The 21,566-nt window shown below is 67.2% G+C and carries 20 protein-coding genes; 10 read left to right on the top strand and 10 right to left on the bottom strand.

The genetic code is table 11. From position 1 onward, the window contains the following. Positions 1 to 292 precede the first annotated feature (292 nt). The gene (locus J8I82_RS09870; protein ID WP_209756772.1) at positions 293 to 1,312 is read right to left on the bottom strand and encodes a Bug family tripartite tricarboxylate transporter substrate binding protein; all 1,020 of its coding nucleotides are present in this window, start codon (positions 1,310 to 1,312) and stop codon (positions 293 to 295) included. Between the two features lie 151 nt (positions 1,313 to 1,463). After that, a complete protein-coding gene (locus tag J8I82_RS09865; protein ID WP_209756770.1) occupies positions 1,464 to 4,502 on the bottom strand; it encodes a DEAD/DEAH box helicase in 3,039 nt (1,012 codons plus the stop codon). 164 nt (positions 4,503 to 4,666) lie between these two features. On the opposite strand from J8I82_RS09865, the gene J8I82_RS09860 reads away from it, so the two are divergent. The 6 genes from J8I82_RS09860 to J8I82_RS09835 all read left to right on the top strand — a co-directional run bounded on the left by J8I82_RS09860 (position 4,667) and on the right by J8I82_RS09835 (position 9,302). Beyond that, a complete protein-coding gene (locus J8I82_RS09860; protein WP_209756768.1) occupies positions 4,667 to 5,587 on the top strand; it encodes a branched-chain amino acid transaminase in 921 nt (306 codons plus the stop codon). Positions 5,588 to 5,682: 95 nt separating this feature from the next. Beyond that, on the top strand, positions 5,683 to 5,877 hold the full coding sequence (locus J8I82_RS09855) for a zinc-finger domain-containing protein (protein ID WP_209756767.1): 195 nt from the start codon (positions 5,683 to 5,685) through the stop codon (positions 5,875 to 5,877). 160 nt (positions 5,878 to 6,037) lie between these two features. Continuing rightward, the gene (waaF, locus tag J8I82_RS09850; protein ID WP_209756765.1) at positions 6,038 to 7,060 is read left to right on the top strand and encodes a lipopolysaccharide heptosyltransferase II; all 1,023 of its coding nucleotides are present in this window, start codon (positions 6,038 to 6,040) and stop codon (positions 7,058 to 7,060) included. An 18-nt stretch (positions 7,061 to 7,078) separates the two neighbouring features. After that, positions 7,079 to 7,519, top strand: coding sequence for a YybH family protein (locus J8I82_RS09845; RefSeq protein WP_209756763.1), 441 nt, complete (start codon positions 7,079 to 7,081; stop codon positions 7,517 to 7,519). A 78-nt stretch (positions 7,520 to 7,597) separates the two neighbouring features. Further along, positions 7,598 to 8,692, top strand: coding sequence for a YheT family hydrolase (locus J8I82_RS09840; RefSeq protein WP_209756761.1), 1,095 nt, complete (start codon positions 7,598 to 7,600; stop codon positions 8,690 to 8,692). Between the two features lie 43 nt (positions 8,693 to 8,735). Then, entirely contained in the window at positions 8,736 to 9,302 is a 567-nt protein-coding gene (locus tag J8I82_RS09835; protein ID WP_209756759.1) for a DUF2946 family protein, read from the top strand. 27 nt (positions 9,303 to 9,329) lie between these two features. Here J8I82_RS09835 and J8I82_RS09830 read toward each other — a convergent pair whose 3' ends face one another. Continuing rightward, positions 9,330 to 11,147, bottom strand: coding sequence for a M48 family metalloprotease (locus J8I82_RS09830; protein ID WP_209756757.1), 1,818 nt, complete (start codon positions 11,145 to 11,147; stop codon positions 9,330 to 9,332). 82 nt (positions 11,148 to 11,229) lie between these two features. On the opposite strand from J8I82_RS09830, the gene moaC reads away from it, so the two are divergent. From moaC to J8I82_RS09810, 4 genes are all read left to right on the top strand, one after another. Then, positions 11,230 to 11,715, top strand: coding sequence for a cyclic pyranopterin monophosphate synthase MoaC (gene moaC, locus J8I82_RS09825; RefSeq protein ID WP_209756754.1), 486 nt, complete (start codon positions 11,230 to 11,232; stop codon positions 11,713 to 11,715). Positions 11,716 to 11,872: 157 nt separating this feature from the next. Next, a complete protein-coding gene (gene hmpA / locus J8I82_RS09820) occupies positions 11,873 to 13,084 on the top strand; it encodes an NO-inducible flavohemoprotein (RefSeq protein WP_209756752.1) in 1,212 nt (403 codons plus the stop codon). Between the two features lie 232 nt (positions 13,085 to 13,316). Then, positions 13,317 to 13,757 carry a hypothetical protein gene (locus J8I82_RS09815; RefSeq protein ID WP_209756750.1) on the top strand — a complete coding sequence of 147 codons (441 nt, stop codon included), beginning with the start codon at positions 13,317 to 13,319 and terminating at the stop codon, positions 13,755 to 13,757. Between the two features lie 16 nt (positions 13,758 to 13,773). Next, entirely contained in the window at positions 13,774 to 14,280 is a 507-nt protein-coding gene (locus tag J8I82_RS09810; protein ID WP_209756748.1) for a hypothetical protein, read from the top strand. Between the two features lies 1 nt (position 14,281). Here the strand turns inward: J8I82_RS09810 and J8I82_RS09805 are convergent, their stop codons facing one another. From J8I82_RS09805 to recX, 7 genes are all read right to left on the bottom strand, one after another. After that, entirely contained in the window at positions 14,282 to 16,090 is a 1,809-nt protein-coding gene (locus tag J8I82_RS09805) for a PglL family O-oligosaccharyltransferase (protein WP_209756747.1), read from the bottom strand. Positions 16,091 to 16,183: 93 nt separating this feature from the next. Continuing rightward, a complete protein-coding gene (locus tag J8I82_RS09800) occupies positions 16,184 to 16,678 on the bottom strand; it encodes a pilin (protein ID WP_209756745.1) in 495 nt (164 codons plus the stop codon). A 317-nt stretch (positions 16,679 to 16,995) separates the two neighbouring features. Further along, positions 16,996 to 17,691 (bottom strand): TerC family protein, encoded by a 696-nt coding sequence (locus J8I82_RS09795; RefSeq protein WP_209756742.1) that lies wholly within the window; start codon positions 17,689 to 17,691, stop codon positions 16,996 to 16,998. Positions 17,692 to 17,945: 254 nt separating this feature from the next. Beyond that, a complete protein-coding gene (gene sucD / locus J8I82_RS09790) occupies positions 17,946 to 18,827 on the bottom strand; it encodes a succinate--CoA ligase subunit alpha (protein WP_062796940.1) in 882 nt (293 codons plus the stop codon). 99 nt (positions 18,828 to 18,926) lie between these two features. Continuing rightward, positions 18,927 to 20,093, bottom strand: coding sequence for an ADP-forming succinate--CoA ligase subunit beta (sucC, locus tag J8I82_RS09785; RefSeq protein ID WP_209756740.1), 1,167 nt, complete (start codon positions 20,091 to 20,093; stop codon positions 18,927 to 18,929). A gap of 91 nt (positions 20,094 to 20,184) precedes the next feature. Then, positions 20,185 to 20,892 carry a DUF2889 domain-containing protein gene (locus tag J8I82_RS09780; RefSeq protein WP_209756737.1) on the bottom strand — a complete coding sequence of 236 codons (708 nt, stop codon included), beginning with the start codon at positions 20,890 to 20,892 and terminating at the stop codon, positions 20,185 to 20,187. A gap of 201 nt (positions 20,893 to 21,093) precedes the next feature. Next, positions 21,094 to 21,564, bottom strand: coding sequence for a recombination regulator RecX (gene recX / locus J8I82_RS09775; RefSeq protein WP_209756735.1), 471 nt, complete (start codon positions 21,562 to 21,564; stop codon positions 21,094 to 21,096). Positions 21,565 to 21,566 lie beyond the last annotated feature (2 nt).

The following is a 21,566-nucleotide window of genomic DNA, read 5'->3' as shown; positions in this document are numbered from 1 at the left end:
CCGCAAGGCCGGACTGCCTGCCGCATGGAGCGCCACGGTCGCTGGGGGTTGACGCGGCTTTTGAACGAGCCCAGAGCTGTAAGTGGCCCCGGCTGCCAGCGTCATGGCAGGAACGCCTTCGGCTGCGCTGCGCGCAGGCAGTGAACCCACAAACATGCCCCACCCACTGTATCCGCAGCCGCCTGTCTGCTCCCCTCTCCCGCCTGCGGGAGAGGGGCCGGGGGTAAGGGCCGGAGCCTCAACGAAGTGAAGCCCCTCATGTAGCCTCAGCCGTAGCCTCAGCCGATCAGCCTCAATCGATCGAAGCCCCCACCGTCTTCACCACCCCCGCCCACTTCTGCCGGTCCGCCTTGACGGTCGCCTTGAACTGCTCCACCGACTCGATCCGCGGCGTATTGCCGGCATCAACCAGCTTCTGCCGGATCGACGGGGTTTCCAGCGCGACCTTGACCGCGTCGTTGATCTTGCGCGCGATTTTCGGATCCAGCCCCTTGGGCCCGAAAAATCCAAACCAGATGGTGCTGTTGTAGCCGGCGACGCCGCTCTCGGCGATGGTCGGCACGTCCGGAATCACCGGCACGCGCTTGCTGGTGGTCACGCCCAGCAGCCGCACCTTGCCGGCGCGGTATTGCGGCAGCACGCTCTGCACCTGGTTGAAGATGCAGCAGACCTCGCCCTTCAGCACTGCCTGCAGCGCGTCGGGGCCGCCCTTGTACGGTACGTGGGTCATGTCCAGGCCCGCGCGGGCGTTGAATTCGGCGAAGGCCAGGTGCGTGCCCGTCCCGTTGCCGGTCGAGGCATAGTTGTACTTGCCCGGATTGGCCCTCACCTTCTCGATGAATTCCTTCACCGTCTTCACGTCGATCACGGCCGGATTGACGGTCAGCACGTTGGACACTTCGACCAGCGGCGCCACCGGCGTGAAATCGGCTTCGGCGTCGAACGGCAGGTTCTTGTACAGCGCCGGGTTGATGCCGTGCGTCGCCGCGGTGCCGAGCAGCAGCGTATAGCCGTCCGGCTTGGCATGCGCCACCACCTCGGAGGCAACGTTGCCGCCGGCGCCCGGACGGTAGTCATAGATGATCGTGGTCTTGAGCGACTTCTGCAGCGATTCCTGCAGTGCGCGGCCCACCATGTCGACGCCGGAGCCCGCGGTGAAGCCCATCAGGATGGTCACCGGCTGCGTCGGCCACTCGCCCTGGGCCTGGGCGGGCGCGCTCACGGCAGCGGCGGCGCACAGCGCGGCCATGCCTGAGGCCAGGCGGGAAGCGGAACGGAAGGACAAGCGCGGCAGGCGGGACAAAAAGGGCATGGGGGCACCGTCAGGAAAGTCAGCACAAGAAAACGGCCGGGGTCTGGGCCCCGGGCCAGCGTCACAAGATAGCAAGGATCTTGCCAAAACCCAACGAACCAGTTCGCTTGAAGGTATGCCGTGGTGGCATATGGTGCGCCCGGCTTGACGTTCAGCGGCGCAGCAGGCCCACCAGTTCGTCGATATCCGGCAATGGCGCACCGGTTCCCGCAGCACTTTCGTCATCCGCCTCCAGCAAGCCGTCGGCCAGCGCGCGCTTGTCGCGGTGCAGGTCGACGATGCGCTCCTCGATGGTGCCGGCGTTGATCAGCCGGTACACCGTCACGGGGCGCTGCTGGCCGATGCGGTGCGCGCGGCCCATGGCCTGGTCCTCGGCGGCGGGGTTCCACCACGGGTCGGCGATGATCACGTAGTCGGCCGCGGTCAGGTTCAGGCCGAAGCCGCCGGCCTTCAGGCTGATCAGGAAGACATCGCCCTCGCCCGCCTGGAACGCGGCCACGCGGCGTGTGCGCTCGGCCGCCGGCGTGGCGCCGTCCAGGTACTGCAGCGCCAGCCCGGCGCGCTCCAGGCCCTGGCGCAGCAGCTGCAGGAAATCGACGAACTGGCTGAACACCAGCGTCTTGTGGCCGCTGGCGGCCAGTTCGCTCGCCAGCGCCACGAAGGCGCGCAGCTTGGCGCCCTCTTGCCCCTTTCCCAGCTGGCTGCCGATTTCGGGCGTGGCCAGGCGCGGATCGCACGCGGCGCGGCGCAGCCGCATGATCTGCGCCAGCACATGGATGCGCGCTTGCGATTGCTGCTGCGCCTGCGCGAGGGCGCGTGCCTTGGCCCCTGCGGGCGCGCCTTGCGTGGCCTTGCGCGCCGCCTCCACGCGCGCCAGTGCCGCTTCTGCCTGGGTCTGCGCCTGCCGGCGCAGCGCTTCGTAGTGCGCCGCTTCCACCGCTTCGGGCTCGACCCGGATCACCAGCTCCGTGCGCGGCGGCAGTTCGTCGAGTACCTGGGCCTTGGTCCGGCGCAGCACGAAGGGCGCGATCATGCGGCGCAGGCGCTGGCGGGCTTCGCGCACGCCGCCGCGCTCGATCGGGTTGGCAAAATGCTCGTTGAATCGGGCCAGCGAGCCCAGCAAACCCGGGTTGCAGAAGCGCATCACCGACCACAGCTCGGCCAGCCGGTTTTCCACCGGCGTACCGCTCAATGCCATGCGGAAATCGGCCCGCAATTCAAACATCGCCTGGGCGCGCCGCGTGACGGCGTTTTTGAAGGCCTGCGCCTCGTCGGCGACCACGGTGTGCCAGTCGCGCGCGCAGAAATCCTTGCGCGCCTGCTGCAGCAGCGTGTACGAGACGATCACCAGGTCATGCGGCCCGGCCTGTGCCAGCAGCGTGTCGCGCGCATTGTCCGCACCCTCGGCATAGACATGGACATTGAGCGTGGGCGCGAAGCGGCGTGCCTCGGCGGCCCAGTTGCCGCAAACCGAGGTGGGCGCGATCACCAGCGCCGCGCCGCCGGCCGCGCGCGCCACCAGCACCGCCAGCGCCTGCACGGTCTTGCCCAGGCCCATGTCGTCGGCCAGGCAGGCGCCCAGCCCGGACGCGGCCAGCGTCATGGCCCAGCGGTAGCCGGCTTCCTGGTAGGGGCGCAGCTCCGCCGCCAGCGTGGCGGGCACGGTGACTGGCGTGTCGCGCGCCGCGCGCAGGCGGGCGATGCGCTGGCGGAAGTGCGCGTCGGGATCGACACCCGCGCCTGCAAGCACGTCGTCCAGCCACGGCGTGGCCATCTGCGGCACGCGGATGCCGTCGGGGATGCGCTCGGCCACCGAAGCCAGGTCGCGCAGCTGGCCGCGCAGTGCCCGCGCCAGCGCCACGTAGACACCCTGCCCCATCGGCACGAAGCGGCCGGCGTGGCTGCCGGTCCAGTCGATCAGCTTGCCCAGCTCCAGCACCAGTCCCTCGGCCACGCGCAGCTCGCCGGCCAGCCGGTACCAGGCGCCGCGGCTTTCGATGTGGACGCCGAGCTGTGGCAGGTCGGCGCGCACGATGCGGATTTCCTTGCCGCGCGGCCATTCCACGGCCTGCACCGCGGGCAGGCCAGGCAGCGCTTCGAGCACGGTCAGCGCGTCCTCCGGGTCGTCCAGCGTCCAGGTGTATTCCCCGCCCGGCGGCGACTGCGTGACCAGCACCGGCAGCGCGGCGAAGACCTCGGCCAGGCTGGCCAGTTCGGCATCGAGATCGCGCTGCGTGACCAGCGTCTCGCCGCGCACCGCGGCCATCAGGCGTTCCCTGCCCGCGCCCGGCGCCAGCCGCGGCCCGAGCTGACCCAGCGGCGTGACCACCAGCCGCATCGTGATGCCGCGCCCGGCCACGCCGCCGATGGGCGCGACCTCGGCGCGCAGCCGCGCTTCGGCTTCGACCGGGCGTGTGCCGGCAGCCTGGTCGGCATGGACCTGGAAGTGGCCGGCCAGCGCGCGCAGCGTGCGGTCGAGCTGGGTCTGGCCGTCTTCCGGGATCGCGAGCCCCTCGCCGATCAGCCGCGCGGCGTCGAACTGCGCCGGGGTGAAGCGAAGCACCTTGAGCCGGTGGGGCCCGTCGCGCAGCACCGTGACCTGGCGCAGCGCCTCGGCCTCCTGGCGCGCGGCGGCGGGCAGCAAGGCCTCCATCGCCGGCGCTTCGCGCAGCGGCGGGTAGAGGCGCAGCACGAAGCGGCCGGCGCTGTGCACGGCCTCCAGCGCGGGCGCGTCCTCGACCACCTCCAGTGTCTGCGACGGCGCGTGGGCAAGCACCACGGCCGGATGGCCGACCAGCGCCATGGCGGCGGCGGCGCGGTCCAGCACGTAGCGCCGGTTGTGCGAGGCATCGCGCCGGATCGCGCGCGCGATGCGTGCGTCCCATGGCTCGAGCCGGTCATCCTCGGCCACGCGCGCCAGCGGTACGGGCTTCGGCTTGCCCCAGCCGCGCGCCCCGCGCACCTGCTCGAGCGGCTCGATGGTGGCCAACGCGCCGTCCGGTTCCAGCGTCAGCGCCCACAGCAGGCGCCGGCCGCCCTCGCGGGCGGCGGCGGGCTCGGCGCTGGCGAGTGCGCGCAACGCTTCCAGCGCCTGCTCCCAGCCAGGCTGGCCGGGTTCGGCATGCGGGTCGGAATGTGTAGTCAAAGGCACGAGAAAATGGACTGGCGTCGCGGGGCAGGCCCCGACCATGCAAGCGGCGAGCCGGCAAACGCACGGAAATGAGGATTCTAGTCCGCCGCGGCGCCCATCTCTCGCCCTTTCCCCAGCCCTCCCCCCGCCGCTCGCGTTGGCACCCATGCCCCCCGGGCTTACAATGTCGTTTTTGCTACTTTCACGACGCTGGGAGAATGGACATGTCGATGGCGGATCGCGACGGCAAGATCTGGATGGACGGCAAGCTGATCGAATGGCGCGACGCCAAGATCCATGTGCTGACGCATACGCTGCACTACGGCATGGGCGTGTTCGAAGGCGTGCGCGCCTACAAGACGCCCGAAGGCACCGCCATCTTCCGGCTGAAAGAGCACACCCGCCGCCTGTTCAACTCCGCCAAGATCTTCCAGATGGCCATGCCGTTCGACGAGGCCACCCTGGAAGCCGCCCAGCGCGAAGTGGTGCGTGCCAACAACCTGGAATCCTGCTACATCCGCCCGCTGGTGTGGATCGGCTCGGAAAAGCTGGGCGTGTCGGCCAAGGGCAACACCATCCACGTGGCGATCGCGGCGTGGCCGTGGGGCGCCTACCTGGGCGAGGAAGGCATGGAGCGCGGCATCCGCGTGAAGACTTCGTCCTTCACCCGCCACCACGTCAACGTGTCGCTGGTGCGCGCCAAGGCCAGCGGCTACTACATCAACTCGATCCTCGCCAACCAGGAAGCGACCGGCCTGGGCTACGACGAAGCGCTGCTGCTCGATACCGACGGCTACGTCAGCGAAGGCTCGGGCGAAAACGTCTTCATCGTGCGCAACGGCGTGATCTACACCCCGGACCTGGCCTCGTGCCTGGACGGCATCACGCGCGACGCCACGCTGACCATCGCGCGCGACCTGGGCATCGAGGTGCGCGAAAAACGCATCACCCGCGACGAGATGTACTGCGCCGACGAAGCCTTCTTCACCGGCACCGCCGCCGAAGTCACGCCGATCCGCGAGCTGGATGACCGCATCATCGGCGAAGGCCGCCGCGGTCCGGTGACCAAGCAGATCCAGGACGCATTCTTTGCCGCCGTGGGCGGCACCAATGAAAAGTACAAGAAGTGGCTGACGCTGGTCTGAGCACCGGCCGCCAGCCCCCGTGCCCCGCAACCGCCGCCGTGCGCGCGGGGCATGCCTTGTTTTGACGAACAATAAGCCTCAATCCCTGCAACACCATGACGCAAACCGCCACCATCATCGAAATCGGCGCCGAAGACATTCCGCTGCACTGCCCCACCGCCAACACCCCGGCCTGGAACCACCACCCGCGCGTATTCCTGGACGTGGCCGACACCGGCGAAGCCAAGTGCCCGTACTGCGGTACCGTCTACAAGCTCAAGCCGGGCACCGTGCTGAAGGGACACCACTGATCCGAGCCGCCGGTTTTCGCACGACCCTGACGCTCCGGGCCGCCCGCAGGCGGCCCGGAGCGTTGCTGTTCCCGGCGATCTTGTCTGCGCCCGGGTCTGCACGCGTCCTTGCGACCGTGCCGACGACTGCGCCGGCGAACCGGCTCCCCGTGCCCCGCCCATGAAGAAAGCCCTCGTCATCGCCCCCAACTGGATCGGCGACGCCCTGATGGCGCAGCCGCTGTTCGCGCTGCTCAAGGCGCGCCATCCGCGCCTGGTCATCGACGCCCTCGCGCCCAAGTGGGTGGCGCCGGTGCTCGCCCGCATGCCCGAGATCGGCCGCGTGTTCCCGTCCGACCTGGCGCACGGCAAGCTGCAGCTGTCGGCGCGGCTGATGTTCGCGCAGCAGCTCAAGAACGAAGGCTACGACCTCGCCTACGTGCTGCCGAATTCGCTCAAGTCGGCGCTGATCCCGTGGCTGGCCGGCATTCCGCTGCGCATCGGCTACCGCGGCGAAGCGCGCTTCGGCATGCTCAACGTGCGCCATGCCAACCCGCCGCGCGACCACCGCCCGCCCATGGTCGAGCACTATGCCCGCCTCGCGCTCAAGCCCGGCGCGCGCTTGCCCGAGCACATCCCGGATCCGCGCCTGCGCGTCGACCCGGCGCGCATGGCGGCGACCGCGGAGCGCTTCGGCATCGCCCCGCACACGCGCGTGATCGCGTTCTGCCCGGGTGCCGAGTACGGCCCCGCCAAGCGCTGGCCCGCCGGCCACTTCGCCAGGCTGGCGCAGATGCTGCGGCGCTCCTACCCGTACGCGCAGATCATCACGCTGGGCTCGGCCAAGGACGCCGAGATCGCCGCCGAGATCGTCAAGGACGCACCGTTCGTGCGCAACCTGTGCGGCCAGACCTCGCTGGATGACGCCGTCGACCTGCTGGCGCTGTCCGAGGCCGCGGTCTGCAACGATTCCGGCCTGATGCACGTGACCGCGGCGCTGAACCGGCCGCAGGTGGCGGTCTATGGCTCGAGCGACCCGCGCCACACGCCGCCGCTGTCACAGGCTGCGAGTATCATGTGGCTGCAGCTGGAGTGCAGCCCGTGCTTCAAGCGCGAGTGCCCGCTTGGCCACCTGCGCTGCCTGAAAGAGATCGAACCCGAAATGGTCTTCGTTGAGCTGCGCAAGCTGCTGCACCGGCCCTGATACCCTGACACTGCCACCATGCCTCGTTTTGCCCGCCTGTTCGATTCTGCCGAAGACATCGTCGAAGCCTTCCGCGAGGCGCTCAAGCTGCGCGATGCCGAGGGCGCGCTGCGCCTGTGGCTGGACGAGGATTCGATCACCTGCGTGCTGCCCGACGGCCAGCGCATGATCGGCCACGAACAGCTGCGCCAGGCGTTCTCGCAGCTGCTGGAAGAGCAGCCGGTGCTGGTCGACGCGATCGAAACCAGCAGCCACGCGTCGATGGCCGTGTCGATCTTCGACGTGACCGAAGCGCTGCGCTTTGGCAGCGACCGGGTCGAGGCCGACCTGTACGTGCACACCACCTATGTGCTGATGCAGAACCACGAAGGCTGGCGCCTGGCGCATATCCACTGCAGTCCGGCCAACGCCGTGCAGGTGGCGGGGGTGGCTGCAGCGCCCGGCCAGGCGCTGCACTGAGCCTTTGCCCGCCGGGCCGCACGGCCCGGCTGCAACCGACAGGACTGCAACACTGCAACACTGCATTACCGAGCTGGCATGACGCAGCGCCCCGATCTCCTGACGCACCGTTTGCCTGTCGGCGCCGCGCCGCACGAGCATGGCCACGGCTACGGCGACGGCATCGCCATGCCCTGGTGGCTGCGCGGCGGCCATGCCCAGACCATCATCCCCGCCCGCTTCACGCGCCGCCCGCCGCGCGTGACGTTCCGGCGCGAGCGCTGGGACACGCCTGACGGCGACTTCATCGACCTGGACTGGACCACCCACCCGGTGCGGCCGGACACGCCGCTGGTGGTGATGTTCCACGGGCTGGAGGGCGATTCGAACAGCCACTATGCGCAGGCACTGATGCACGCGCTGGGCACGCGCGGCTGGCAGGGCGTGGTGCCGCATTTCCGCGGCTGCTCGGGCGAGCTCAACCTGGCGCCCCGCTTCTACCACTCCGGCGACTCGGCCGAGCTGCGCTGGGTGCTGGAACGCGTGCACCGCCAGCACTGCGCGCAGGGCCGCAAGCTGCTGGTGGTCGGCATCTCGCTGGGCGGCAATGCGCTGCTGCGCCTGCTGGGCGAGGACGGCAATGGTGCCGGCCATGTGCATGCCGCGGCCGCGATCTCGGCGCCGCTGGACCTCGCCGCGGGCGGCGCGGCGCTGTCAGCCGGCTTCAACATGCTCTATACGCGCATGTTCCTGCAGACGCTCAAGCGCAAGTCGCTGGCCAAGCTCGGGCAGTTCCCCGGCTTGTTCGACCGCGAGGCAATGCTGGCCAGCCGCGACCTGTACGCCTTCGACAACGTGGTCACGGCGCCGCTGCACGGCTACGCCGATACCGACGACTACTGGCGCCGCGCCGCCAGCAAGCCGGTGCTCGGCGCGATCGCCGTGCCGACGCTGGTGCTCAATGCGCGCAACGATCCTTTCCTGCCCGGGCGGCACCTGCCCGGCCCGGCGGATGTCAGCCCGCAGGTCTGGCTGGAACAGCCGGAGCACGGCGGCCATGTCGGCTTCATGACCCCGCATGAAGGCTGGCGGCGCCATCTGTGGCTGCCCGACAGCCAGTCAGGGGTAGCGTTCGGCGGCCATATCGAATGGCTGCCGGCGCGGATCCTGCGTTTTTTCGACAGCATGATGTAGAGCCGGCGGCATGCGTGGCGCCTTGCCGGCAGAGGAGACGGAGATGGACGACATCGTCAGGCAAGCCATGGCGCGCTGGCCCAACGTGCCCAACGCCTACGGCTGGCTCGCGCTGGACCGGCGCGGGCAGTGGCGCCTGCGCAATGAGTACGCCCAGCAGCACGGCCTGTCCGGCGAGCCGGTGCGCAACGAAGCGCTGGTCGCCTTCATCGAGCGCAACTACCTGTGCGACGAGCGCGGCGCGTGGTATTTCCAGAACGGGCCGCAGAAGGTGTTCGTGGCGCTGGCGTACGCGCCGTGGATCGTGCGGCTGCACCAGGGCGCGCTGGGTACGACCTCGCACCAGCCCTTTGCGCTGCAGGCCTGCTACGCGGACGAGCATGGCAACGTGGTGCTGTCTGGGACGGTCGACGGCGTTGACGGCACGCAGGCCGCCCTGCTGCACGACCACGACCTGGAAACCTTCAGCGGCAGCAGCACCTGGCATGGCGAAGCCTGCGGCACCGAACTCGGCCTGTTCCACCACGAAGGCCGCGACCTGCCGATCGAGCCCATCGCGGAGAGCGAGGTGCCGAAGCGCTTCGGCTTTGTGCGCCAGCCGGCGGCCTGATGCCGTCCGGGCCTGAGCGGGCTTGCCTCAGTTCGGAATGCCCTTGCTGTCCTGCTTGTCCTCGCGATACTGGCGTTCCAGCTGGTGCAGGCGGGCGTCGACCTCGGACAGCGTATAGAAGTCGCCGTCGCCGGCCTTGCGCGCGATCTGCAGCTGTTCGATCGCGGCCTGGTAGGCGCCATCCATCGCGTACTTCTCGGCCAGCGCCTGGTGCTGCTGCACCCGCTTGCCCTGGCCGGCGTACGCGCGCGCCAGCATCTCCCACCAATCGCTGCGGGTGGTTTCCTGGCGCGTGCGTTCGCGCAGGAAGCGCACCGCCTCGTCATAGCGCCCCGAGCCGACCAGGGTTTCGGCGTAGGCGACCGATACCGCATGAGAGAGCGGGAAGGCTTTCATCGACGTGGTGGCCTGTGACAGCGCATCGGGCACGCGGCCCTGCGTGCGCGCCAGCTGGATCGCCATCACGTCGAGCATGGGGCTGCCCGAGCTGGCACCGGGGATGGTGCCGTACAGCCGCCGCGCCTCGGCCAGTTCCTGCTCGGCCGCGGCGGGACGGCCGAGCCGCTGCTCGGTGAAGGCGAGGCCGTAGTGCAGCGCCGGCGCGCGCAGCGCCGAGGCACCCGGCAGCTGCGCCCGCAGCGCGTTGCGCAAGGTCTGCAGGTCGCTGGGCGACGATTCCTGGATCACGCGCGCGCGCATCCGGGCGAACTCGTATTCGGGCGTATTGGGCACCTTGCGCGTGTTGACATGGCTCACGCGGTCCTGCATGTCGGCCAGCCGCTCGGAAGTCAGCGGGTGAGTGCGCACATAGGACGGCACCGAGCTTTCCGAGATGCCGGACACGCGCTGCAGCCGGGCGAAGAAATCGGGCATGCCCTGCGGGTCGAAACCCGCCGCGGTCATGATCTGGAAGCCGACGCGGTCGGCCTCGCGCTCCGCGCCGCGCGAGAAGGACAGCTGGTTGGCAACGGCGGCGCCCTGCCCGCCCATGGCCAGCGCCGCCGCGGCATCGGGGCTGCGCGTGGCGGCGAGGCCGGCCAGCACCATCGACGCCAGCGCGATCCACATCGACTGGTCTTGCGACGTGATGCCGCGCGCGATATGGCGCTGCATCACATGGCCGATTTCATGGCCCAGCACCGAGGCCAGTTCCGACTCGGTATCGGACTGGACCAGCAGCCCGGTATGCACGCCGATATAGCCGCCCGGCAGCGCGAAGGCGTTGATGCTGCGGTCGCGCACCGCGAACAGGTCGAAGCCGGTGGCAAAGGTGCCGGCCCCGGTCGAGCCCGAGATGTTCTGCCGCCGCGCCGCCTGCACCAGCCGGTAGCCGAGCGCGTTCAGGTAATCCGACAGCAGCGGATCCGGCACGTACAGCGGATCGCGGCGGATGTCGCGCATGATGCGGTCGCCCAGGCGCTTTTCCATGTCGGGCGACAGCGATGCCGTGGACGGGTCGCCCAGGTCGGGCAGCTGCACCCCGCCACTCTCGACCACCGCATTGTTGGTGCGCAGGCCGAACTCGGACTTCTGGCCCGCCTTGATGCTGCGGTTCAGGTTGTCGTAGACCTGGTCGCTGGCCTCGCCGGCCAATGATGGCACCGGCTCCGGCGCCCGCACCGATGCGACCGGCCTGGCCGGCGCTGCCGCGGCCGAGGCCGGTGTTCGCGTCGTCGCCTGCGGCCACGCCGGCGACGCAATGGTCAGCGCCAGCAGCGCCGCCAGCGAACGCCGCCATGGCGACCCGGGGCGACCAGGATGTGACGCCGAACCGGCAGGCGCGGCGCCGGCAGCGGCACAATGGCCGGGCGCGGCAGGCCTGCGAAGCGATGGTTGTGTTGGCATGTTGCTATGATAGCGGCCTCCGGTGGCCGTTCCCATCAGACGGTTCTTCCCCCGCCAAAGGCCTCCCGCACAAAGCCCAGCCATGACCCAGCTCACCCATTTCGATACCGCCGGCCAGGCCCACATGGTCGACGTCGGCGACAAGGCCAGCACGCACCGCGTGGCCGTGGCCACCGGCACCATCACCATGCTGCCCGACACCTTCGCGCTGGTGCGCGACGGCCATGCCAAAAAGGGCGACGTGCTCGGCATCGCGCGGGTGGCCGCGATCATGGCCACCAAGCGCACCGCCGACCTGATCCCGCTGTGCCATCCGATCGGGCTGACCAAGGTCGCGGTCGACTTTGCGCTCGACGAGGCCAACGCCACCGTCGCCTGCACCGTGCGCACCGAGACCCGTGGCCAGACCGGCGTCGAGATGGAGGCGCTGACCGGCGTGCAGGTGGCGCTGCTGACGATTTACGACATGTGCAAGGCGGTGGACCGCGGCATGGTGATCGGTAATGTGAAGCTGCTGGAGAAGCACGGCGGCAAGTCAGGCGACTGGGTGGCGCCCGCAGGACAGTGATCGGCCTTGCTACACCGTCCGTGGACGGGCACGCGCCAATCGGCAATCACGGCACCTAGACTAGACATTGCTCAGGGCAGCCGGGGAACGCGCATCGCACCCGCGTGGGCAGAGCGTCATCGCCTGGCGCCCATCACCTTGCCAAAGGAGACAGGCAATGCTGACCCAGAAGACGAAGGACATTGTGAAAGCCACGGCGCCGGTATTGGCGGAACACGGCTACGACATTATCAAGTGCTTCTATAAGCGCATGTTCGAAGCGCATCCCGAACTGAAGAACGTGTTCAACATGGCGCATCAGGAACGGGGCGAGCAGCAGCAGGCATTGGCGCGGGCGGTGTACGCGTATGCGGAGAACATCGAGGACCCGAGCAGCCTGATGGCCGTGCTCAACAACATTGCCAACAAGCACGCGAGCCTGGGCGTCAAACCGGAGCAATATCCGATCGTCGGCGAGCACCTGCTGGCGGCCATCAAGGAAATCCTGGGCAGCGCGGCGACCGAGGAAATCATCTCCGCGTGGGCGCAAGCCTATGGCAACCTCGCCGATGTCCTGATGGGCATGGAGAGCGCGCTATATGAAGGTTCGGCCGAGCAGGCAGGCGGCTGGACCGGGTGGCGGTCCTTTGTCGTCCGTGAAAAGCGCCCCGAGAGCGGCGTGATCACGTCCTTCATCCTTGAGCCGGTCGACGGCAAGCCGGTAGCCAACTTCAAACCCGGTCAATACACCAGCATTGCCGTCAATGTGCCCACGCTAGGCCTGCAGCAAATCCGCCAATACAGCCTGTCCGATATGCCGAACGGGCGCAGCTATCGGATTTCGGTCAAACGGGAAGGCGGCGGCACCCAGCCTCCTGGCCATGTTTCAAACCTGCTGCACGATCACGTCAATGTCGGCGATGAGGTCAAGCTGGCTACGCCGTACGGGAGTTTCCACATCGACGTCAATGCTACGTCGCCCATTGTGCTGATCAGCGGCGGCGTGGGGCTGACCCCCATGATCAGCATGCTCAAGACCGCGCTGCAGGCGCCGCCGCGGAAGGTTGTCTTTGCGCATGGCGCCCGCAATAGTGCAGTGCATGCCATGCGAGACAAGCTGCGCGAGGCGGCAAAGACCTATGAGAACTTCGAACTCATCGTGTTCTATGACCAGCCCCTGCCGGAGGACGTGCAGGGGCGCGACTACGATTACGCGGGACTGGTCGACGCCAGGCTGATCGAAAAGTCGATTCTGCTGCCGGACGCCGATTACTACATCTGCGGCCCGATTCCCTTCATGCGAATGCAGCATGATGCACTGAAGGATCTTGGCGTCCACGAATCGCGCATTCATTACGAGGTGTTTGGTCCGGACCTGTTTGCCGAATAAGCCGGCAGCGGCGGATCCAAGGACGACGGACCTGTCGTGTCGCGCCAGGTCACGGCGTCTTGCCGGTCCGTCGTTCCCCGGTAATAAAAGTAACGCCGCATTTCCACTTGCGCCGCCGCGGAGCCTGCGCACGACAATTTGGTATTCAATACGATTGCGGGCCGGCGCATTTCGCGGCCGGCTGCCACTGCCGCGGCGAGCCTGCCGGCCACGCTGGGAAAAGGTGAATACCATGAACGGGCGCAAGCTCTGCCAGCTGGTACTGGCACTGGCGGCCACGGCCGCAAGCGGCGCCGCCCTTGCCGGGCGGGCTGATATCCACAATGCCGGCTGGCATGACGCGGACACACGCGGCGGCATGATCAAGACACGTGTCGGAGTGGGCTTCTATTTCGGCCCCAGCGTCGTGTTCGGCGGCTATCCGTATTACTACCCTGCCTACCCTGCGCCGTATTACTACCCGGCTCCGGTCGTCACCGTGCCGGCCGAGCCACCTCAATACATCGAGCAGGGCCCCAACGGCCCGGTGCCCGCCCCGGGGCCCGAGCGCTCAGTGCCGCAGGACCAGGGCTGGTGGTATCACTGCAACCAGCCGGAAGGCTACTACCCCTACGTGCAATCGTGCCCGGGAGGCTGGCAACGCGTGCCGGCCCAGCCGCCGGCCAATTCCTGACAGCGTGGAGCACAGCATGCGAGTCCTGACCCGCGCCACGCTCGCCGTGGCGACTCTGGCCCTCGGCGCCTGCGTCGTGATGCCTTCGGGCCCGAGCGTGATGGCGCTGCCGGGCACCGGCAAGAGCTTCGACCAGTTCCGCACCGACGACTACAACTGCCGCCAGTTCGCCTTCGGGCAAGTCGGCGGCGTGAGTTCCTCGCAGGCCGCCAACAACGCGGCGGTCGGCAGTGCGGTCGTGGGCACCGCGCTGGGAGCGGCGGCTGGTGCAGCGTTCGATGGCGGATCGGGTGCGGCGGTCGGCGCCGGCCTGGGTCTACTGACAGGCGCCGCGGTAGGCGCGGGCAACGCGCAGTACGCGGGTTATGGCACGCAGCGGCAATATGACGCCGCCTATGTGCAGTGCATGTATGCCAGCGGCAACCGCGTGCCGGTACCGGGACGGGTGGCCGCGGCACCGGCGCCTGCGCCGCGGTACTACTATGCGCCGCCCCCGCCGGCCTACTACGTGCCCTACTACTAGGTCAGTTGCGTCCCCACCCGGAGAACCGGCGCGAGCGGTCGATGGCCCAGGCGCAGAACGCCTGCGGGCGCTCGGCCTCGGGCAACTCGCGGCATGACTTCGCGATCTCGGCGTACTGTGTCGTTTCATCGCCAAGGTAGTACCAGCGCAGCCGTTCCATCCACAGCCGGCCCTGCGCGGCATCGCCTGTCAGCGCCAGCAGCCACGCCGTGCGCGCGATCATCGTGGGGGTCGGCAGCAAGTGCACGGCGGCGATATGCGCGGGCAGCAGTTCGGCTGCGTTCTGTGGCGTGATGACGGCCAGCCCTGCGGCATCGGCCTGCGCATGCTGGCGGAACCAGAAGCGCGGCATCGGCAAGGTGTTCCGGGTTTCGCTCGCGGCGTATTCGCGTGCTTCGGCGCGGCGGTAGTCTTGCCACATGGTTGCCAGGATCGCGACGGCAAGCGCCACGAATGCCACGCCCAGGCCCTTTGCCACGCCGGCCGGGACACGCCATGGTCCGACGGCGGCAGGCTCCAGCCAGCCCAGGAGGAAACAGAACGGCAGGAAGAAGTACAGGTAGTGCAGCGGATATTCGAGCATCGAATGCGCGCACAGCATCGCTAGCCACGTCAGCATCAGCACCGCTTCACGGCGGTCTCCATTTTCTGCCAGCCAGAGCCGCGCCCGCACCACGCGCCACAGCCATGCCGCGAGAATCAGCGCGGCGCCGAGCGTGCCGGCGATACCGGTCTTGGCCAGCAGATCGAGCACTGCGTTATGGGCGTGCAGGGACATCTCCACCTTCACGCCGACCTGAGGCAGCTGCATGAACTGCTCCCACCCGAACTCGCCCCAGCCGACGCCGAGCCAGGGATGCGCTCGGAACATCGCCAGCGCATGCGCCCAGAGCGCGCCACGGGCGGACATCTGGTCTTCGGCTTCCAGCTGCGCGATGGTGTCGAACAGGCGCCAGTCAAACAGCTGGCCGGCGGCGCGGATCGCTGGCTGCAGCACCAGCAGCATCACGACCATGGCGACCGCGGCCACCAGCATTCCGGTCGTGCGCCGCATCGGATCCGCCTCGCGCGGCGTGCCGCGTGCCAGCCATGCGGCCACCAGCGCGTAGACGGCGGCCAGCCCGACATGCAGCACGCCGGTGCGCGATCCGGATAGCACGACGCCGCTCTCCAGCAATGCCACGGCGGCCAGCCACATCGGGAAGCGCAGCCTGCCGCGCGATGCCAGCCAGACTGATGCGACCAGCGCGAGGCCGTGCACAGTGGCCTGGTGGTTGGGCTGGTTCAGGTTGCCCCACAGGCGGCGATTGTCGTCGTAGAAGTAGGTGGAAACAAGACCGAACGCGCTGCGCTCGAGATGGAAGAGCTGGACCCACTGGGTGACGGTGCCGAGCAGGCCGGCGATCAGGAAGGCGATGGCAAGGGTGTCGCCGGCGTTGAGCGTCTCGGATGCTGGACTGCGGCGGTACGACCACGCGGCACATGTCACGGCTGCGCCGAGCAACAGGGTCAGGACAGTGAGGGTGGCGCTGCCGGTGATATCAACGTGGCCGAGCGCGGTGCGAGTCAAGCCGACGGCGGCGAGCCAGAGGAACAGCGAGGCTACCCACGGCAGTGAAATCGTCGTGGTTGCCGCTGGTGTAGCGGGCGTGCGAAGCGCCAGGAACGAGACCAGGGCGAGCGCACAGCATGCGGCAGTCCATTCGCCGTAGAACGTCGCGAGTGGGAGCGTATGCCGGGAGACTAGCAGCGGGAAAACGATTGCTGCGATGAGGGCAGCCGACGGGAGGGTTGTCCGGGACGGCGGCATTGAGGCGCCTGGTTTGGGGAAAGGCGCATGATAGCTTGTGGCGCGGGCAAAGAAAAAGCGCCCGAAGGCGCTTTTCTCTCTCAAATGACCGACTTAGACACCAGTCTGAGCACGCGTGCACGTGCCGCCGAAGGTCGTCCCAGCCCAAGTGATAGCGTTCGCATTGCTGGTACCGCGAAGGCGGACACTACATGTGTTGCCCGAACCCAGATTAGCCGCGGTGGCAACCATTTCAATATCAATTTGCGTAGCCGTGGCTGCAGCCGTAGCTCCCGCACCAAAAGTCAACGTCACACCAGTCGGCGCCGGCACGGCCGGATAACCCGTCGCTGCAGTGAGCTTGGCAATCGTGTCGCAGGTCGTCAGATCACCACCAGAAACCTGTGCGCACTGGGCAATTGCTTGCTTCAATGGCGCGACTTCCGAGAGGGGGCTCGACCACCGGCTACGCGTCACGTAATCCTGATACTGCGGAATAGCGATTGCCGCCAAAATACCAATGATCGCCACCACGATCATCAGTTCGATCAGCGTAAAGCCCTTCTGAACACGACGGCCCAGTTTCTTCAGTTGTTGTACCCGTTGCATGATTTGACCCCTCGAAGAGATTTTGGTTAAGCGTTGCACGTCTTCGGTTTCGTGACGCGGGGGCTAACCAGCAGTAAGCGTGCCAGCCATATCCCTCGTCCGCAGGGGGCAAAAAGCGACAAATTTCGTCACCCGACAGCGGGAAGCCCGCCACTTGCGCCAAATTTTGTCACGTGGGCGCGCTACCACCACCCGAAGCGACAAAAAGTGCGATCACTCACATGAGTTAGTTGGCAATCCCACCGACAAGGAACGTCCGTCAAGGGCAACAAAAAGGGCGGCCAACCGGCCGCCCTTTCGTGCGAAGCAGAACCTCGTCAGGCCGTCTGCGCAGCCCGGCGGCTCAGCAGCTTGCCCATAAGCACCACCAGGATCGCACCAGCGGCGCCGAATACCAGGTGGGCATGCGGCACGTGGACTTCGAACCAGGCGGCGTCGACCGGGTCGCTGACCAGCATTTCGCCAGCCAGGTAGCCCAGCAGCGCGGCGCCCAGCACGATGATGACCGGGAAGCGCTCCATCACCTTGAGCAGCAGCGTGCTGCCGAACACGATCAGCGGGATCGACAGGCCCAGGCCGATGATCAGCAGCATCAGCTGGCTGCCCTCGGGGCCCTTCTGCGCGGCGGCGGCCACGGCCACCACGTTGTCCAGCGACATCACCAGGTCGGCGATCAGGATGGTACGGATGGCGGCCCAGATATTGTCCTTGCCGTCGTGGCCTTCCTCGTCGTCATCGCCGGTCAGCAGTTGCACGCCGATATAGACCAGCAGCACCGCGCCGACGATCTTCAGGTAGGGCAGGCTCAGCAGCTTGACCGCGGCCACGGTCAGCACCACGCGCATGATGATGGCGGCGGCGCTGCCCCAGAAGATAGCCTTCTTCTGCTGGGCGGGTGGCAGGTTGCGCGAGGCGAGCGCGATCACCACCGCGTTATCGCCGGACAGGACGATGTTGGTCAGGATGATCGATCCCAACGCAATCCAGAAAGTGGTGGAAGACAGCAGTTCCACGGGGAGGCTCCTCGAGTTCTATGTAGTGGCGGTTCTATGTAATCGCGCGCCCCGTCATCTGACGGGTGTTCGGATGTCTGAAAGCGCAGACATGACTGTTTAACCCACGAACCTTTCGATTACATTTCAATCCTGTAATGTTCCGGGGTTTTCGTGGCGCCGGGATCACTCACCGCAAAAAACAATGCCCCCGCCGAAGGGCGGGGGCATCACAAGTCTGTCATTCCCGCGACAGCCGGAATGACAAGCTGACCTTACAGCATCGCCTTCAGCAGGCGGCCCATCTCCGACGGGTTCTTGGTCACCTTGATACCGCAGGCTTCCATGATTTCCAGCTTGGCCTGGGCGGTGTCGGCACCACCCGAGATCAGCGCGCCGGCGTGGCCCATGCGCTTGCCCGGAGGCGCGGTCACGCCAGCGATGAAGCCAACCACCGGCTTCTTCATGTTGTCCTTGATCCAGTTGGCCGCATTGGCTTCGTCCGGACCACCGATCTCACCGATCATGACCACGGCGTCCGTTTCCGGATCGTCGTTGAACATCTTCATCACGTCGATGTGCTTCAGGCCGTTGATGGGGTCGCCACCGATGCCGACAGCCGACGACTGGCCCAGGCCCAGCGCGGTCAGCTGGCCCACGGCTTCGTACGTCAGGGTGCCCGAGCGCGACACCACGCCGATGCGGCCCTTCTTGTGGATATGGCCCGGCATGATGCCGATCTTGATTTCGTCCGGCGTGATCAGGCCCGGGCAGTTCGGCCCCAGCAGCAGGGTCTTCTTGTTCTCGCGGCGCATGCGGTCCTTGACTTCCATCATGTCGCGCACGGGGATGCCTTCGGTGATGCAGACCACCAGGTCCAGGTCGGCGTCAACGGCTTCCCAGATCGCGGCGGCGGCGCCTGCGGGCGGCACGTAGATGACCGACACGGTGGCGCCGGTCTGGGCCTTGGCGTCCTTGACGCTGGCGTAGATGGGAATGCCTTCGAAGTCTTCGCCGGCCTTCTTCGGGTTCACGCCTGCGACGAAGGCGTTCTTGCCATTGGCGTAGTCGCGGCAGCCACGGGTGTGGAACTGGCCGGTCTTGCCGGTGATGCCCTGGGTGATGACCTTGGTGTCTTTGTTGATCAGAATCGACATGCTGTAATCCTTTGCTTGGCTACGAGCGGCGCGCACAGGGGCTCAAGGGAGCGCCTGCGCACGGCTCGCGTTCGCGTATGGTTGCGTTCGTGCGACGGCTTACTTGCCAGCGGCAGCGGCCACCACCTTCTGGGCGGCTTCTTCCATCGTGTCGGCGGCGATGATGGGCAGGCCCGATTCGGCCAGCATCTTCTTGCCGAGATCTTCGTTGGTGCCCTTCATGCGCACGACCAGCGGCACGTTCAGCGACACGGCCTTCGAGGCCGAGATCACGCCTTCGGCGATCACGTCGCAACGCATGATGCCGCCGAAGATGTTGACCAGGATGGCCTGCACGTTCTTGTTGCTCAGCATCAGCTTGAAGGCTTCGGTCACCTTCTCGGTGGTGGCACCGCCGCCCACGTCGAGGAAGTTGGCCGGCTCGCCGCCGAACAGCTTGATGGTGTCCATGGTGGCCATGGCCAGGCCGGCGCCGTTCACCAGGCAGCCGATGTTGCCGTCCAGCGAGATGTAGGCCAGGTCGAACTTCGAGGCTTCGATTTCGTTGGCGTCTTCTTCATCCAGGTCGCGGTAGGCGACGATTTCCGGATGACGGAACAGCGCGTTCGAGTCGAAGTTGAACTTGGCGTCCAGCGCGATGACCTTGCCTTCGCCGGTCAGGATCAGCGGGTTGATTTCGGCCAGCGAAGCGTCGGTGTCGTAGAACGCCTTGTACAGGCCTTGCAGGGCCTGGCGAGCCTGGGCAACCGAAGCGTCGGGCACGCCGATCTTGCGGGCGATGTCGTCGGCGTCAGCGTCGGTCAGGCCGGTCGACGGCTCGATGATCAGGGTGTGGATCTTTTCCGGGGTGTGGGCAGCGACTTCTTCGATGTCCATGCCGCCTTCGCTCGACGCCATCAGCGCGATCTTCTGCGAAACGCGGTCCACCACCAGCGAAACGTACAGTTCCTTCTTGATGTCGGCGCCTTCTTCGATCAGCAGGCGGTTGACCTTCTTGCCTTCCGGACCGGTCTGGTGCGTGACCAGCTGCATGCCCAGGATGTTCGAGGCATAGGTCTTGACGTCTTCGATGCTCTTGGCAACCTTGACGCCGCCGCCCTTGCCGCGGCCGCCCGCATGAATCTGAGCCTTGACAACCCACACCGGGCCGCCGAGCTGTTCTGCGGCCTTCAGGGCCTCGTCAACCGAGAACGCGGGAATGCCGCGCGGAACCGGCACATTGTATTTGCGCAGGATTTCCTTGCCTTGATACTCATGGATATTCATGCGTGTTTCCTTTCGGGTAGGCGTAAAAGGTAGAAGGGAAGAATCTGAAAAAGGAGACGAACTCTCTCGTCTGGCTGGCTGATCCTGAGAATCAGCCGGAAGTACCGGTTGGCCTGTCGGCCGGGACAGCTTCGTTGCCGTCGTCGTTGGCTTGACCACCGCGGTCGCCATTGGCCACGGCGGGCGCCCGAGGCGCGGGTGCGACGGCAGGTGCGGCCTCGGCCCTTGACTTGGGCGTCGGCTGGTGACCATACCAGCGCGGGTAAAACTCACGGACCACCTCGCCGTCGAAACGCAGCGCATGGCAGCCGTGCAACTGATAGGGCGGCTCCGGATTCGGATCGTCCTCGCCGTTGTCGCGGATACTGATGACTTCGCCGGCAAACGCCTGGATCGCGGTGCTGGGCAGCACGCCGGCGGCTTCGGTCAGGTGGGAGCAGCCGTTGATGCCGCCCAGGCGCTCGCGCACCGCCTTGCGGAAGCCCTTGCGCAGGTTCAGGCCGATCAGCTTGCGGTAGGCCGGGCCGATGGTGTCGCACTGCGACGGGTACGGCACCCAGTCGGAGCAGGCCTCGGCATCCAGCACCGTCATGTCCTCGTTGATCGTGACGCGCAGCCACAGGTCGTGCAGGGGCTGGCCCACCGGGCGGATACGGTCGCCGGCAAGTTCGATATCACGGGGCTTGGTGTCGGTCAGGCGCACCTCGACATCCCACAGGCCGTCCTCTCTCTGGTACGCCTCGGCCGTGATGGCACGGCGGTGGCGCAAGGAGCGGTTGACGGGCTGGGACAGAGGCATGGCCAGGCTGGAATACTGGGGGGCTTGGGAACGGCGGCGCCGGGGCACCGAATAACCCGGGGAGTTTAACATGCCGCGCTGGCTTGACCGGGAACATCCTTGTGCGGCGACTGTCGCGCCGCATTGTCGGGCGACCAGGGCGTCAATACACCCCTGATGCCAGTGCAGGTAATGCCCCGGCAAGCGGACGATACCGCACGCCTACGCATCGTCGTCGCCGTACGCTTCGTCAGCCCCCTGGATGATCTTGCTGACCACCGCGCGGGAGAATCCTCGCGCCACCATGAAGCGGATCTGCTTGGCACGCGCCTCCGGCGACTCCGGCGGCACGCCGAAACGCTTGCGCCAGACCTCGCGGGCACGCTCGGACTCGGTGGCGCGCAGCCTTTCCTGCAGCTCGCCCAGCTGTTCGCTGTCCAGCTTGTGGATCTTGGCTTCCTGCATCACCCTCGCCGCGCCATAGCGGGCGCCGCGGCGATGGACCAGGCTGTCGGCAAAGCGCTGGTTGGACAGCCAGTTCTCGCGCTCGAGCGCATCGAGCAGCTGCTCGAGCTGCTCCGGCGATTCGGCATGGGGCGCCAGCTTGCGCGCCAGCTCGGCCCGGCTGTGCTCGCGGCGGGACAGGTAGCCGACGGCGCGGGCCTTCAGGGACAGGGGGGGACGGGTGGCCATTG

It is taken from the genome of Cupriavidus consociatus (genome assembly GCF_017814975.1).
Lineage (GTDB): Bacteria > Pseudomonadota > Gammaproteobacteria > Burkholderiales > Burkholderiaceae > Cupriavidus > Cupriavidus consociatus.
The sequence above is the reverse complement of the archived record's forward strand: the minus strand, read 5'-3'. Positions and strand labels throughout refer to the sequence as shown.

Coding starts and splice junctions, on each gene's coding strand:
- J8I82_RS09870 (WP_209756772.1), bottom strand. CDS start 1,312: ATGCCCTTTTTGTCCCGCCTGCCGCGCTTGTCCTTCCGTTCCGCTTCC.
- J8I82_RS09865 (WP_209756770.1), bottom strand. CDS start 4,502: ATGGTCGGGGCCTGCCCCGCGACGCCAGTCCATTTTCTCGTGCCTTTG.
- J8I82_RS09860 (WP_209756768.1), top strand. CDS start 4,667: ATGTCGATGGCGGATCGCGACGGCAAGATCTGGATGGACGGCAAGCTG.
- J8I82_RS09855 (WP_209756767.1), top strand. CDS start 5,683: ATGACGCAAACCGCCACCATCATCGAAATCGGCGCCGAAGACATTCCG.
- waaF (WP_209756765.1), top strand. CDS start 6,038: ATGAAGAAAGCCCTCGTCATCGCCCCCAACTGGATCGGCGACGCCCTG.
- J8I82_RS09845 (WP_209756763.1), top strand. CDS start 7,079: ATGCCTCGTTTTGCCCGCCTGTTCGATTCTGCCGAAGACATCGTCGAA.
- J8I82_RS09840 (WP_209756761.1), top strand. CDS start 7,598: ATGACGCAGCGCCCCGATCTCCTGACGCACCGTTTGCCTGTCGGCGCC.
- J8I82_RS09835 (WP_209756759.1), top strand. CDS start 8,736: ATGGACGACATCGTCAGGCAAGCCATGGCGCGCTGGCCCAACGTGCCC.
- J8I82_RS09830 (WP_209756757.1), bottom strand. CDS start 11,147: ATGCCAACACAACCATCGCTTCGCAGGCCTGCCGCGCCCGGCCATTGT.
- moaC (WP_209756754.1), top strand. CDS start 11,230: ATGACCCAGCTCACCCATTTCGATACCGCCGGCCAGGCCCACATGGTC.
- hmpA (WP_209756752.1), top strand. CDS start 11,873: ATGCTGACCCAGAAGACGAAGGACATTGTGAAAGCCACGGCGCCGGTA.
- J8I82_RS09815 (WP_209756750.1), top strand. CDS start 13,317: ATGAACGGGCGCAAGCTCTGCCAGCTGGTACTGGCACTGGCGGCCACG.
- J8I82_RS09810 (WP_209756748.1), top strand. CDS start 13,774: ATGCGAGTCCTGACCCGCGCCACGCTCGCCGTGGCGACTCTGGCCCTC.
- J8I82_RS09805 (WP_209756747.1), bottom strand. CDS start 16,090: ATGCCGCCGTCCCGGACAACCCTCCCGTCGGCTGCCCTCATCGCAGCA.
- J8I82_RS09800 (WP_209756745.1), bottom strand. CDS start 16,678: ATGCAACGGGTACAACAACTGAAGAAACTGGGCCGTCGTGTTCAGAAG.
- sucD (WP_062796940.1), bottom strand. CDS start 18,827: ATGTCGATTCTGATCAACAAAGACACCAAGGTCATCACCCAGGGCATC.
- sucC (WP_209756740.1), bottom strand. CDS start 20,093: ATGAATATCCATGAGTATCAAGGCAAGGAAATCCTGCGCAAATACAAT.
- J8I82_RS09780 (WP_209756737.1), bottom strand. CDS start 20,892: ATGCCTCTGTCCCAGCCCGTCAACCGCTCCTTGCGCCACCGCCGTGCC.
- recX (WP_209756735.1), bottom strand. CDS start 21,564: ATGGCCACCCGTCCCCCCCTGTCCCTGAAGGCCCGCGCCGTCGGCTAC.